General features: G+C 62.7%; 9 protein-coding genes and 4 tRNA genes. 2 read left to right on the top strand and 11 right to left on the bottom strand.

The window, feature by feature from the left end; all coding sequences use genetic code 11:
- Positions 1–49: 49 nt before the first annotated feature.
- From ACIPZF_RS12805 to ACIPZF_RS12785, 5 genes are all read right to left on the bottom strand, one after another.
- Positions 50–349, bottom strand: a complete 300-nt coding sequence (locus ACIPZF_RS12805; RefSeq protein ID WP_079227205.1) for a DUF6388 family protein — start codon at positions 347–349, stop codon at positions 50–52.
- Positions 350–589: 240 nt separating this feature from the next.
- Positions 590–665, bottom strand: a tRNA-His gene (locus ACIPZF_RS12800).
- Between the two features lie 35 nt (positions 666–700).
- Positions 701–785 (bottom strand) — tRNA-Leu (locus ACIPZF_RS12795).
- A gap of 53 nt (positions 786–838) precedes the next feature.
- Positions 839–914, bottom strand: a tRNA-His gene (locus ACIPZF_RS12790).
- 42 nt (positions 915–956) lie between these two features.
- Positions 957–1,033: transfer RNA gene (locus ACIPZF_RS12785), tRNA-Arg, on the bottom strand.
- A gap of 259 nt (positions 1,034–1,292) precedes the next feature.
- Between ACIPZF_RS12785 and folD the strand changes: the two genes are divergently transcribed.
- Both folD and ACIPZF_RS12775 read left to right on the top strand, forming a co-directional pair.
- A complete protein-coding gene (gene folD, locus ACIPZF_RS12780; RefSeq protein ID WP_400799561.1) occupies positions 1,293–2,147 on the top strand; it encodes a bifunctional methylenetetrahydrofolate dehydrogenase/methenyltetrahydrofolate cyclohydrolase FolD in 855 nt (284 codons plus the stop codon).
- A 134-nt stretch (positions 2,148–2,281) separates the two neighbouring features.
- Positions 2,282–7,093 carry a dermonecrotic toxin domain-containing protein gene (locus tag ACIPZF_RS12775; protein WP_400799558.1) on the top strand — a complete coding sequence of 1,604 codons (4,812 nt, stop codon included), beginning with the start codon at positions 2,282–2,284 and terminating at the stop codon, positions 7,091–7,093.
- 63 nt (positions 7,094–7,156) lie between these two features.
- On the opposite strand, the gene ACIPZF_RS12770 is transcribed toward ACIPZF_RS12775, so the two are convergent.
- From ACIPZF_RS12770 to ACIPZF_RS12745, 6 genes are read right to left on the bottom strand one after another with little or no spacing between them, the layout of a single operon-like run.
- On the bottom strand, positions 7,157–8,896 hold the full coding sequence (locus ACIPZF_RS12770) for a carbohydrate ABC transporter substrate-binding protein (protein WP_400799555.1): 1,740 nt from the start codon (positions 8,894–8,896) through the stop codon (positions 7,157–7,159).
- 38 nt (positions 8,897–8,934) lie between these two features.
- Positions 8,935–9,207: a DUF2160 domain-containing protein gene (locus tag ACIPZF_RS12765; RefSeq protein ID WP_125923206.1), complete on the bottom strand. Its 273-nt coding sequence runs from the start codon at positions 9,205–9,207 to the stop codon at positions 8,935–8,937.
- Between the two features lie 12 nt (positions 9,208–9,219).
- Positions 9,220–10,020, bottom strand: coding sequence for a carbohydrate ABC transporter permease (locus ACIPZF_RS12760; RefSeq protein ID WP_400799550.1), 801 nt, complete (start codon positions 10,018–10,020; stop codon positions 9,220–9,222).
- 3 nt (positions 10,021–10,023) lie between these two features.
- The gene (locus tag ACIPZF_RS12755) at positions 10,024–10,887 is read right to left on the bottom strand and encodes a carbohydrate ABC transporter permease (protein WP_400799547.1); all 864 of its coding nucleotides are present in this window, start codon (positions 10,885–10,887) and stop codon (positions 10,024–10,026) included.
- Entirely contained in the window at positions 10,884–11,981 is a 1,098-nt protein-coding gene (locus tag ACIPZF_RS12750) for an ABC transporter ATP-binding protein (RefSeq protein WP_400799545.1), read from the bottom strand. Before ACIPZF_RS12750 ends, ACIPZF_RS12755 begins: the two co-directional genes overlap by 4 nt.
- Entirely contained in the window at positions 11,981–13,075 is a 1,095-nt protein-coding gene (locus ACIPZF_RS12745) for an ABC transporter ATP-binding protein (RefSeq protein ID WP_400799542.1), read from the bottom strand. Before ACIPZF_RS12745 ends, ACIPZF_RS12750 begins: the two co-directional genes overlap by 1 nt.
- Positions 13,076–13,173: the final 98 nt, after the last annotated feature.

The following is a 13,173-nucleotide window of genomic DNA, read 5'->3' as shown; positions in this document are numbered from 1 at the left end:
CACGCAACCGAAATACCTTGTTAAACAACTGCAGCCTGTGAAAACGCCTTTATTCAGGGTCGATTTCATTGAACTGACAGTATTCTTCCCACTCCATGCCCAGCGCTTCGGCCACTTCGCGATGCGTCTCAAGACGCATGGCCTGCAGCTGCTCAGGGCTTTCTGCGATCAGTTGCAGCGCCAGCTCCCAAGGCTGAATGCCCTGCTCGTCGGCTGCATCTTCGAATGCCCACTCGATCTGCTGAGCCTGCTCACGGGCATCCAGCTCGCGGATCTCTTCGAGCAGTTGCGGATTGGCTTCGGCGAAGCGTTGCAGCGCCAGGGCCTGTCGAGCTTCTTTTGCAATCATGGGGTAATCCTCTACCAGCCTGCGGGCCGGTGTTTCAACCAGCTGAAATCTATCAGCTTTTATTGGGGTGTCACCAGAGGATTGCAAGGGCTCGCCATGACACCTCCTGCGCCCATGAGATCGAGCGCCGCCCGCGCGGCGCTCGATATTCGCATCGATACAAATCCCAAGACATGCACCCAGCAAACCAAAAAACCAAAAAAGGCGCCCGATCTCACGACCAAGGCGCCTTCATATATATGGGGTGGACGATGGGAATCGAACCCACGACAACCGGAATCACAATCCGGCGCTCTACCAACTGAGCTACGCCCACCATAATGCGGTGTTGCGGTACAACCTACAGAAGCATGGTGCGGACGAAGAGACTCGAACTCTTACAGCTTGCGCCGCTGGAACCTAAATCCAGTGTGTCTACCAATTTCACCACGTCCGCGTAACGCTTAAAACAAAGGCGCCAGATCAACATCGAGGCGCCTTTGAAGAATATGGGGTGGACGATGGGAATCGAACCCACGACAACCGGAATCACAATCCGGCGCTCTACCAACTGAGCTACGCCCACCATATCGCCTTACAGACCTACTTGCTTGGCCAAGCTGCCTAATGGCGCACCCGGCAGGACTCGAACCTGCGACCATCCGCTTAGAAGGCGGATGCTCTATCCAGCTGAGCTACGGGCGCATAAGCTTAAAGCCTAACCGAACGAGCAATAAACAAACCACTCATTCTGCCCGACTTAGCCAACCAGTGCTAGGCTGTGCCCGACAAGTGCGGCGAATCTTATAGGCGAGCTCCTGGAGCGTCAACACCTTTTTCTAAAAAATTCAAAATTTTTAAGGGGTTAGAGGATTTGCCCGACCACGCGCCTTTGCCCTCGGGCCGTGTCGTGCGAGAATGCGCCCTCTTTATTGTTCCTTTCTCGATGGTTAATCACGCGTCTATGACTGCACACCTAATCGATGGCAAGGCGATCGCCGCCAACCTGCGCAAGCAGATCGCTCAACGTGTCGAGGAGCGTCGCCAGCAAGGCCTGCGCACGCCGGGCCTGGCGGTGATCCTGGTCGGCACCGACCCCGCCTCCCAAGTCTATGTCTCGCACAAGCGCAAGGACTGCGAAGAGGTCGGCTTCATTTCGCAGGCCTTCGACCTGCCCAGCGAGACCACGCAGCAGGCCTTGACCGAGCTGATCGACCGCCTCAATGACGACCCGGCTGTCGACGGCATCCTGCTGCAACTGCCGCTGCCGGCGCACCTGGACGCTTCTCTGCTGCTCGAGCGCATCCGCCCGGACAAGGACGTCGACGGCTTCCATCCCTACAACATCGGCCGTCTGGCTCAACGTATCCCGCTGCTGCGCCCGTGCACGCCAAAAGGCATCATGACCTTGCTGGAAAGCACCGGTCAGGACCTGTACGGCATGGACGCAGTAATCGTCGGCGCCTCCAATATCGTTGGCCGCCCCATGGCGATGGAGCTGCTGCTGGCTGGCTGCACCGTGACCGTCTGCCACCGCTTCACCAAGGACCTGGCCAGCCAGGTCGGGCGTGCCGACCTGGTGGTCGTGGCCGCCGGCAAGCCGGGCCTGGTCAAGGGCGAGTGGGTCAAGGAAGGCGCGATCGTCATCGACGTCGGCATCAATCGCCAGGATGACGGCAAGCTGGTGGGCGACGTGGTCTACGAGACCGCCTTGCCGCGCGCTGGCTGGATCACCCCGGTGCCGGGTGGCGTCGGGCCGATGACCCGGGCGTGCTTGCTGGAAAACACGCTGTACGCAGCTGAAGAGCTGCACAAGTAATACCGCGCTGCACACCGACGGCACCTCAGGCAGGTGCCGTTTTTTTTGTTGTGCGCCGCAGGTAGTCCTCTATTACCACCGCCGCCAGCCACCACCCGCTAGCTTGATGGCCTTCCTCTCAAGGAGTGCCGTCCATGCCCGTCAACTACCCCCCAATAAGCGCGCTCATCGATGCCCGCCTACCCACCTGGCTGCGTCGAGCCAGGCGCAACGAAATCGTCAGATTCGAACGCTGCGTTGTAGCCAGCCAGCGGGCGGCGCGCCAAGTGCAGCGACACCTGGCGAAGGTTGCACCGCTGGAAACCTTTGCCAAACAGCTGCTCGAACCCGCAGTACGGCAATGGTATCGCGCACAGGCACTACCGTCAGTTGAGCAAGGCTGGCTGTGGGACAGCGCACGCCAGCGCGACATGAGCTGGCTGGAAGCGGCGCTGCAGAACTACCCCCCCGGCGCCGACGTGCGGCTGGCGCAATCGCGTCATGGTCAAATCCTGCCACTTGACGGCAAACGGTTCGTCGACGGCGTACGCTCGCTCGACATCGGCGGCCGCTATCAGCAGCAATTGCGGGACAATTACGCTAACGACAGCTTTCGCGCTCTGCTCGCCGACCATGATCGCACCGCCCTTGCCAGCGAGCTGGTTATCGCCGACCTGCGCGGCCTGCTCGATCCAAGCCGCGTCGCGCTGGGTGAGGCGCTGGTTCAAAACACCCAGGCGCTGCACCCGCTGACGGGCAAACCGACCACCCTGCAATGCAATGCTTTGCGCATATTCGACACAATCCTCCACGGCCCCATGCTGATAAGGCCGCAACCCGATGGCCGTGAGCAAGCCTGCATCCTTTATCTACCTGGCGAAGCGACGCCACTTCGCGGCTATCCGAGCGCACATCATGCGGCACAGGCACTGACCAAGCTGCTGCGCAACGATCGCTCGCGCGCGAACTTCAGCAGGTATGTTGCGCAGGCGGACCAACCACAGTTCTTCCAGCGTTTGAGCGCTACGCTGTTTCCGAGCTATCCCTACCGTCATCTTCATCCAAAGATGCCAATACTTCAGAAAGGGGACACGGTCAGCTGGATCGAGCGGATGTTCCCGCCAGTCGGCGCGATCTGGCAGGAGACGCTCGACGCGAATGCACGCTTACCGATGGAGCTCGTCGCCTGGGCGGGCGATTGCTTTGCGGCGCGCGCCAAACGCTCGGTGCAGAGGCTGCTGGCCGATGCCCGCGCACTCGCGGTGCCGACGGCCCAGCGCGACGCCGAAGCTTTGCAGGCGCAGATCGAACACTGGTTGAGTGTCGGGTTGACGGTACTCAACCTGGCCAGTTTGCCCTTGGAAATCCTGCAACTGCCGATGTTGGTCGTCGGCGGAGCGCAGCTGGTTGGAGAGTTCCTGGATGGCATCCACGCCGCCAATGACGCCGACGCCGATGCGGCGCTGCAGCACCTGTTCGCCATCATCCAGAGCCTTGTCCAGTTCGCTGCCATCGGTAGCGCCAGCGGTTTCAGCGAGCCGACCGGGGCGCTGAACGAGTGGTTGGCGGTAGACAACTCGAAAGGCAGCAGACTGTGGCGCGGGGATCTCACGCCGTTTGCACGCACCCCGCCCTGGCCCAAAGGAATGCCCTTGGCGAGTAGCGGGTTGCGCCACTGGGCTGGAGAACACTGGGTGCAGTTAGGTGAGCACGCCTTCGCGCTGGAAAGCGCGGACAAAGGTGGCTGGCGCCTGCAAGCTGCACCCGGTATCCGCCACCAACCCAGATTACGCGGCAGCAATGGGCAAGGCGCCTGGCTGCTTGAGCATGAAAACCCTGCCTCCTGGGACAGCGCGACACTGATGCGCAGGCTCGGCGCACCGACCGAGGGCTTGGACGACAACCACCTGCAATGGGCCCTGCAAGCCAGCGGGTATGACGCAAGCATGCTGCGCCGCCTGCATGTGGAGCACATGCCTGCCCCGGCGTTGTTGCTGGACAGCCTGGAAGCTTACGGCGCGCAGCCCCTTGCCGCACCCCGTTCGGCACCGCCGGGAGACGCCATGCTGGCCCGGCAATTTCCAGCTTTGAGCTCCCAAGCCCGCTGGCAAATCCTTTTCGAGGCGGCCGAGGCAGACCGGCAGATCCTCAAGGAAGGGGGTCGACTACCGTTAGCCATCGCTGAAACGGCCCGGCTGTATCAGCGCGAGGGAAGAATCAACCGGGCACTGCAGGCGTTTCATCAAGGCCAGGCCGAGCATCCGGATCGTGACCTTGTCGCGCTTACCTTGGCGCCACGGCTCAGCGCCTGGGACCCGACCCTCAGAATCGAACTGCGTCATCGTTGGCAGGAGGGTCAGTTGCTGATTGCCAGTGGGCCTGAGCAAAGTCCGGCAAGCATTGTGGTGCGTGATGCCCACGGTTACCGCCCGGTACAGGACGGCACACTGTCGATAGACCGGGTCGATGTGTTCCAAGCACTTTACGATGCCATGCCCGCCGCTCAGCGCGAGCGTATTGGCACGCCGAGCCACCTGCGCGATACGCTGTTCGACCTGGCCTGCGAAAACCGCGATGACGTCGCGGCTGCCTTGGGGATGACGCGGCTGCGCAGGCTGGTCACGCTCCCCACCCGCCTGCAGGATGGCAGGGTTGGCTACCTGCTGAGTGGTCGAGGCCAAGGCCGGTCTGCTGAGGATGAACTGTTCGACCGGCTGTACCCCGCCGACCCGCACGAAGATCGCGAGCCGCTGCGCCAGCGCCTGCGCGCCCAGGCCGGCGACGCTCCTGGTGCCTTTGCGGGCTTGCTCCAGGCCCAGCAGGCGGACTTCGAGCGACTCGATGCCAGCTTGCGTGCCTGGCTGGACGCGACCACCAACGATCCCGTCGAAACATTCGAGGTACGCCGCGCCGCTCGCAGCGAAGCCGCACAGCGCATCAGGCAGGCCTGGCGTGGTCAGATCAGGCCTCAAGCAGATGGCGGCCCCGAGCTATGCTCGCTTGAATTAAACGCTGAGCAGTTGGCCGAGCTACCCACCCTGACGATCCGCCTCGAACAGGTACGCGCCCTTGAAGTGACCCAGCTTCAGGAGCTGGACGAGAGCCATCTGGACGCGTTCCTGCGGGCGTTTCCCAATCTGCGGAACCTGACGCTGGCCTACGATCGCCTCAACGACCTGCCGCAGGCGCTGGGTGAGCTGCGCCAACTGCGCTCGCTTGACCTCACCGGCAATCGCTTGCACATCGACAACGCGCATAACCTCGGGGTGCTCACCCGGTTGTCCAGGCTTGAACGCCTGAGGCTCAATGGCGGCATTCAATCGATCGAGGCTTCCAGCCTGCAGCGCCTGTCATCCCTGCAGCATCTTAGCGTCCTGATGGCAGACACCAACTACCTGACCTTCGAAGCAGATCATTTTCAAGCACTGCAACAGTGGCCGGCCCTGCGCCATCTCAGCCTGATGCTGAACGACATCACCCTCACCGAGCAGAGCCGCGCCGCGCTGCACGGGCTCGACGGCCTGGAAACACTGTTTTTGAGCGACAACCCACTGGAGCTCGCTCCCGACATAACCGGCTGGCACCAGCTGCGCCGCCTCGACCTCGAAGATACGGCCCTCACCGATTGGCCGGCGGGAATCGAGGCATTGCTGCACAGAAGCCCCCTGCAATTGCGCGAAATCGACCTGAGCAGCAACCTGCTGACCGAGGCACCCGAATTGAGCACGAGCACATTCGCCGAGGCGATCCGAGCTGGCGAGGATGTGGAATACAACTTCAGCGACAATCCGTTTTCCGAGGCCGCGATGCAGCGCCTGGCCGATGCCGGCGTGACGCCGACCGCAACCCTGGCGCCATCCGGTGCCTGGCGCCCCACCTGGCCAGAACACCTGCAATCGCATGTCGCCACTACCGATCAGGACCCGCACTGGCAGCCGCTGTATGGCCTGTTCGAGCGCCTGCAGAACACCCCCGACTACATCAGTCATCCGCTCGCCATGAACCTGCGCATGCAACACGTCGTGACCACCCTGGCCGGCCTGGAGCCTGGGCTTCGGGACGTACCGGGCTGGGGCCGGGCAGCGTTGCAGCAACAGATCAACGACTTGCTGGAGGATGCAGGGCAGCACTGCGTCGACCAGGCCGAGCTGCTGTTCCAGCAGGTAGAGACGCAAACCACTGTCTGGCGCGCCGTGGCGACTGCACCTGAGCATACCCAAGACGTGCAGGTGGCAGTGGATACCGCCACTGCGCTGATGCGCCAACAGCGCCTGGATCTGCGCATCGGCGATCTGTTCAATGCCCGGGTGGCCAGGCGCCGCGCCCTCGCCACAGAGCAGGGCCAGGTTATCGGCACCACCGCACCGGCATTGGATGTGGACGATGACCTGGGGGACGCGCAGCTGACAGACCCCAACTTTCTGCTCGACGAGGTGGAGATGATACTGGACGCGCGGATGCAACTCGGTGAACGCCTGGCCCTGCCCGCCCAGCCCGAGCAGATCATGTTCGGCCACCTGGCTCAGCTTTCACCTGCTACCCTCGAGCGCCTGGCAGCGGGCGTGGAAACCTACGTCGACCCCACGCACCTCGCAGACTGGGCCGCCGAGCAGGCGTTCTGGCAAGCGTGGATGAGACGCTTGTACGGCGACCGCTTTTCCAGGCTGGCGAACCAATGGGCGGCAGCATCGGAGTACTTCGACACCTTGAGCGAATCAGGCCCTGCCGATATCGCCCATGACGGCCCAGCAGTACCGGCGCCATTCATCGATGCACTGCAAGCGGCTCACCCAGACATCGCATGGCGGCGCAATGGCGTACTGCAACGGGTCGATCTGGTATCGGGTCGCTATCCCGACGAGCAGGCCATCTACCTTGACGCGTCGCGCCTGCTGCTGCAGACCCGCGCCAGCGCCGAAGCGGCCCTGGTTGCTCAACTGACCGCACTCACCCTGAATCAGGGCTGACCCTCCCGGCATGCGCTAGCCTTGGTCGCCACCCTGCGCGGCGACCAAGGCGCCATCAGTCGATCACTTGCGCGCTGCCTCCCACGACTTCAGCAGCTCGTCGTAGCTGACCGTCTCACCCTTGGGCTTCTCGTTGGCCAGCTTCGGTTTCGGTGCCCCCGGCTGGTCGAACCAGTATTGCGCATCCTTCTCCGGGTTGAGCTTCGGCGCACAGGTGGCCTGGGCGTTGGAGCGTTGCAGGCGTTCCATCATTCGGTCCTGGTCACGGGCCAGGCCGTCCAGCGCCTCTTGCGGAGTCTTCTCGCCACTGGCCACTTCGGCGATATGGCTCCACCACAATTGCGCCAGGCGTGGGTAATCCGGCACGTTGGTACCGGTCGGTGTCCATTGCACCCGCGCCGGGCTGCGATAGAACTCCACCAGGCCGCCGAGCTTGGGCGCCAGGTCGGTCATGGCCTGGGAGTTGATGTCCGACTCGCGAATCGGGGTCAGGCCAACGATGGTTTTCTTCAACGACACGGTCTTGGAGGTGACGAACTGCGCGTACAGCCAGGCGGCCAGGCGCTGCTTCTCGGGAGTCGACTTGAAGAAGGTCCAGGAGCCGGTGTCCTGGTAACCAAGCTTCATCCCCTCCTCCCAGTACGGCCCTTTCGGCGAAGGTGCCATGCGCCATTTCGGCGTGCCATCGGCATTGACCACCGGCAACCCCGGCTTGGTCATGTCGGCGGTGAAGGCGGTGTACCAGAAGATCTGCTGGGCAATGTTGCCCTGCGCCGGCACCGGGCCGGCCTCGGAGAAGGTCATGCCCTGGGCTTCCTTGGGTGCATAGGCGCGCATCCAGTCGACGTACTTCTGCGTGGCATACACCGCTGCCGGGCCGTTGGTGTCGCCGCCACGGGTCACGCTGGAACCCACCGGGTGGCAATCCTCCACACGGATGCCCCACTCGTCGACCGGCAGGCCATTGGGCAAACCTTTGTCGCCGCCGCCGGCCATGGAGAACCAGGCATCGGTGAAGCGCCAGCCCAGCGAAGGGTCCTTCTTGCCGTAGTCCATATGGCCATAGACCCGCTTGCCATCGATCTCCTTGACGTCTTCGGTGAAGAACTTGGCGATGTCCTCGTACGCCGACCAGTTCACCGGCACGCCCAGCTCATAGCCGTACTTTTCCTTGAATTTGGCTTTGAGCTCAGGCCGCTCGAACCAGTCGGCGCGGAACCAGTAGAGGTTGGCGAACTGCTGATCGGGCAGCTGATAGACCTTGCCGTCCGGTGCGGTGGTGAAGGAAATGCCGATGAAGTCCTTCAGATCCAGGGTCGGCGAGGTGTAAGCCTTGCCTTCGTTGGCCATCAGGTCGGTGATCGACTCCACCTTGCCATAACGAAAGTGTGTACCGATCAGGTCGGAATCGTTGACCCAACCGTCATAGATGTTCTTGTCCGACTGCATCTGCGTCTGCAGCTTTTCCACCACATCGCCTTCCTGCAGCAGGTCGTGGGTCAGCTGAATGCCGGTGATCTCGCTGAACGCCTTGGCCAGCACCTTGGACTCGTATTCATGGGTGGTAATGGTTTCCGACACCACGTTGATCTTCATCCCACGAAACGGCTCGGCGGCCTTGATGAACCACTCAAGCTCGGCCAACTGTTGCTCGGGTGTCAGGGTCGAAGGTTTGAATTCACTGCCGATCCACTTTTTCGCCGCGTCCTGGTACTGGTCGGCCCACGCCGTACCCTGCACGCCGGCCATCACCAGCAACGCGGCCAGGGTCAAATGTCGCCGATTGTGTTTGTTATGGAACATTGTGATCTCCCGATTGAGTTATTCCCCGGAGCCGTCGCTCAGCCCCAGCGCAGCACCACCACAAGCCAGCCCAGCGACAGCAGCGAGGCCACCCACAACGGCCAGTCGCTGACCCCGACCACCAGCAAGTGCAGATAGGCGCTGACCAACAGGCCGATGAACAACCGATCGCCACGGCTGGTGACGATCGGCAGAAAGCCGCGCCGCTCCACGCAGGGGCGGCGCAGTTCGAACAGGGTCATGCACAACAGCAGCACCCCGACGGCGGCGAAGAACAGCGCCGTGGGCAAGGTCCAGGCCATCCACTCCATCGGTAACCCTCCTTACACCCGGCCGAGGGCAAAGCCCTTGGCCACATGGTTGCGGACAAACCAGATGACCAGCATGCCCGGCAGGATGGTCAGCACCCCGGCCGCTGCCAGCACGCCCCAGTCGATCCCCGAAGCGGACACCGTGCGGGTCATCACTGCGGCGATCGGTTTGGCGTTCACCGAGGTCAGGGTGCGCGCCAGCAGCAGCTCTACCCAGGAAAACATGAAGCAGAAAAACGCCGTGACGCCGATGCCGGAGCCGATCAGCGGGACAAAAATCTTCACGAAGAAACGCGGGAAGCTGTAGCCATCGATGTAGGCGGTTTCATCGATCTCCTTCGGCACGCCCGACATGAACCCTTCGAGAATCCACACCGCCAACGGCACGTTGAACAGGCAATGGGCCAGGGCCACGGCGATGTGGGTGTCGAACAGGCCGATGGACGAGTACAGCTGGAAGAACGGCAGCAGGAACACTGCTGGCGGTGCCATGCGGTTGGTCAACAGCCAGAAGAACAGATGACGATCACCGAGGAAGCGATAGCGTGAGAAGGCGTAGGCCGCCGGCAGCGCCACCAGCAGCGAAATCAGCGTGTTCAAGCACACGTAATAGAGCGAATTGATGTAACCGCTGTACCAGCTGGCATCGGTGAAGATCACCCGGTAGTTGTCGAGGGTGAACGCCTGCGGCCACAGGGTCAGGCCGCCGAGGATTTCGCTGTTGCTCTTGAACGACATGTTCAGCAGCCAGTAGATCGGCACCAGCAAAAAGAAGAAGTACAACAGCAGGACCAGCGTTTTGCGCGTGCTCATGGCCTAGTCCTTGTCGGCGTGGGTCATGGCTGTGTAGAACAGCCACGACACCAGCAGGATGATCAGGAAGTACACCAGCGAAAAAGCCGCCGCCGGCCCCAGGTCGAACTGCCCCACGGCCATGCGCGTGAGGGTCTGGCTGAGGAAAGTAGTGGCGTTGCCCGGCCCGCCGCCGGTGAGTACGAACGGCTCGGTATAGATCATGAAGCTGTCCATGAAGCGCAGCATCACCGCGATCAGCAGCACGTTCTTCAGCTTGGGCAACTGAATGTGCCGGAACACCGCCCAGGCCGAAGCCCGGTCGATGCGCGCGGCCTGGTAGTACACGTCGGGGATGGCACGCAGGCCCGAGTAGCACAGCAGCGCCACCAGTGAGGTCCAGTGCCAGACATCCATCACCAGCACGGTCAGCCAGGCATCGAACGGGTCGCCCGCGTAGTTGTAGCTAATGCCCAGCTTGGCCAGCGTGGCGCCGAGCAGACCAATATCGGCGCGGCCAAAGATCTGCCAGATGGTGCCGACCACGTTCCACGGGATCAGCAACGGGATGGCCATGACGATCAGGCACACCGAGGCCATGCGCCCCTTGGTCGGCATGGTCAGGGCTATGGCGATACCCAAGGGAATTTCAATCAGCAATACACAGGCGGAATAGATGAACTGGCGCAGCAAGGCGTCGTGCAAAGCTGGGTCGCGCAGCACCTGGCGGTACCAGTCGGCGCCGACGAAATAGCGGTTGGATTGGTCGAAAATGTCCTGCACCGAATAGTTGACCACGGTCATCATCGGCACCACGGCACTGAAGGCCACCAGCAGGAAAACCGGCAGCACCAGCCACCAGGCCTTGTTGTTCGGCACCTTGTTCATGGCCCGGCCTCCAGCAGCACGTCATCGACATACAGCATCAGCCACTGCGTCGGCAGGCTGACCCAGGCTTGCCCCACCGGCACAGGCCTGTCCTCGCCCAGGCGCGCCTTGAGCGTAACGCCGCCGAGCATCAGGGTGACGATGCGGTAGGTGCCCAGGTCCTCGATGTCCAGCACCTGCGCCGGGTAGGTGTCATCGAAAGGGCTGTCCCACAGTTGCACGAACTCCGGGCGGATGCCCACTTGCAGGCGCCCGCCCCCGGTTGCCGCCAGCCGCTCGCGCAAGCCCTCGGGCAAGGGCAGTCGAATATCGCCGAATGCCACCCCTTGCGCCTCTGCACGCACGTCGATCAGGTTCATGCCGGGGCTGCCGATGAAGTAGCCGACGAAGGTATGCCGGGGCCGCTCGAACAACTCGCGCGGGGTGCCGAACTGAACGATGCGCCCACCGTGCATCACCGCGATCTTGTCGGCGAAGGTCGAGGCCTCCAGCTGATCGTGGGTGACGTAAATCATGGTGATGTTGAACTGCTCATGAATCTGCTTGAGCTTGCGCCGCAGCTTCCACTTCAGGTGCGGATCGATCACCGTCAACGGCTCATCGAACAGGATCGCCGAGACATCGTCGCGCACCAGGCCACGGCCCATGGAGACTTTCTGTTTCTCGTCGGCGCTCAGGTTGCGTGCCTTCTTCTTCAACACCGCGGACAGGTCGAGCACCTCGGCGATTTCCTCGACCCGGCTGCGCACCTGGCCTTCGTCCAGGCCCTGATTGCGCAGGGGGAACGCCAGGTTGTCGAACACCGTCATGGTGTCGTACACCACCGGAAACTGAAACACCTGGGCGATGTTGCGCTGTTGCGGCGTGAGGTCGTTGACCGGCTTGCCGTCGAACAGTACCTGGCCATGTGAAGGCGTCAGCAGGCCCGAGATGATGTTGAGCAAGGTCGACTTGCCGCACCCCGAAGGCCCGAGCAAGGCATAGGCACCGCCCTGCTCCCAGACGTGTTCCAGCTCATGCAGGGCGTAGTCGCCCTCGGCGCTGGGCTGCCGGCTGTAGCTGTGCGCCAGTTGGCGCAAACGAATCTCGGCCATCAGGCACTCCTCGCCTGACGCAGGCCCGGTGCCTGCACCAGTGCCCCGGCGCTGTCGAAGATGAACAGCTTGTGGGTGGGGATGAACACGCGGATCGGCGTGTCCACCTGATACTCGTGCACGCCCGGCAGATGCAGGACCATCCGCCAGTGCTCATTACGGACGTGCAGGAAAGTCTCAGAGCCGCTGATCTCAGCCAACTCCACCAGCACCGCCAATTCCAGGTCATCGTCGTGGGTCGGCACCAGGGTGATGTGGCTGGGGCGCACACCGAAGCGGTAGTCGCCATCGCCCAAGCGCTGCAGGTCGGCGTTGCGGGCAAAGTGCACGGCCTGGGCCAGGCTCACCTCGTTGCCGTTGATGCGCCCGGGCACCAGGTTGATCGGCGGTTCGGAAAACAGCTCGGCAGCCAGCACGCTGCAGGGCCGCTGGTAAACCTCGGCGGTGGGGCCGCTCTGGATGATGCGGCCCTCGTGCAGGATCGTCGTGGTGCCGCCCAGGGCCAGCGCTTCGTTGGGCTCGGTGGTGGCATACACGGCGATGCAGTTGCGCGCCGCGAACAGCTCGCGCAGCTCTTGGCGAAGCCCCTCGCGCAGCTTGTAATCGAGGTTGACCAGCGGCTCGTCGAACAGGATCAATCCGGCATCCTTGACCAACGCCCGGGCCATCGCCGTGCGCTGCTGCTGGCCACCGGACAGTTCCAGCGGCAGTCGTTGCAGGTAGGGTTCGATGCGCAGCATCTCGGCAGTTTCCTGCACCCGACGACGGATTTGCTCATCGCCCAGGCGTGCCTGGCGCAACGGTGAGGCGATGTTCTCGAAAACGCTCAAGGTCGGGTAATTGATGAATTGCTGATAAACCATCGACACGTTGCGCCGGCGTACCGGCACCCCCGTGACGTCCTCCCCCGCCATCAGCACGCGCCCACGGTCCGGACGGTCGAGCCCGGCCATCAGGCGCATCAGGCTGGTCTTGCCAGCCAGGGTCCGGCCCAGCAGCACATTGAACGAGCCGGGTTCGAAACGCAGGGACGCATCGATGATCCAGGCCTGACCATCGACGCTGCGGCTGACCTGCTCCAACACCAAGGACATGGCGTGGCCTTCTTGTGATTATCGTGCGCCAGCCACAGCCAGTTCCGTGCCAGTTGCTCGCCGAGGCTCTGGCGCGGGGCTTCAACGCTGCACACCCG

The organism is Pseudomonas sp. NPDC089752, from assembly GCF_044748725.1.
In the GTDB taxonomy this organism is placed as follows: Bacteria; Pseudomonadota; Gammaproteobacteria; order Pseudomonadales; family Pseudomonadaceae; genus Aquipseudomonas.
The sequence above is the reverse complement of the archived record's forward strand: the minus strand, read 5'-3'. Positions and strand labels throughout refer to the sequence as shown.

Excerpts from the sequence above, each read along its gene's own strand:
- ACIPZF_RS12805 (WP_079227205.1), bottom strand. The coding sequence starts at position 349 with ATGATTGCAAAAGAAGCTCGACAGGCCCTGGCGCTGCAACGCTTCGCC.
- folD (WP_400799561.1), top strand. The coding sequence starts at position 1,293 with ATGACTGCACACCTAATCGATGGCAAGGCGATCGCCGCCAACCTGCGC.
- ACIPZF_RS12775 (WP_400799558.1), top strand. The coding sequence starts at position 2,282 with ATGCCCGTCAACTACCCCCCAATAAGCGCGCTCATCGATGCCCGCCTA.
- ACIPZF_RS12770 (WP_400799555.1), bottom strand. The coding sequence starts at position 8,896 with ATGTTCCATAACAAACACAATCGGCGACATTTGACCCTGGCCGCGTTG.
- ACIPZF_RS12765 (WP_125923206.1), bottom strand. The coding sequence starts at position 9,207 with ATGGAGTGGATGGCCTGGACCTTGCCCACGGCGCTGTTCTTCGCCGCC.
- ACIPZF_RS12760 (WP_400799550.1), bottom strand. The coding sequence starts at position 10,020 with ATGAGCACGCGCAAAACGCTGGTCCTGCTGTTGTACTTCTTCTTTTTG.
- ACIPZF_RS12755 (WP_400799547.1), bottom strand. The coding sequence starts at position 10,887 with ATGAACAAGGTGCCGAACAACAAGGCCTGGTGGCTGGTGCTGCCGGTT.
- ACIPZF_RS12750 (WP_400799545.1), bottom strand. The coding sequence starts at position 11,981 with ATGGCCGAGATTCGTTTGCGCCAACTGGCGCACAGCTACAGCCGGCAG.
- ACIPZF_RS12745 (WP_400799542.1), bottom strand. The coding sequence starts at position 13,075 with ATGTCCTTGGTGTTGGAGCAGGTCAGCCGCAGCGTCGATGGTCAGGCC.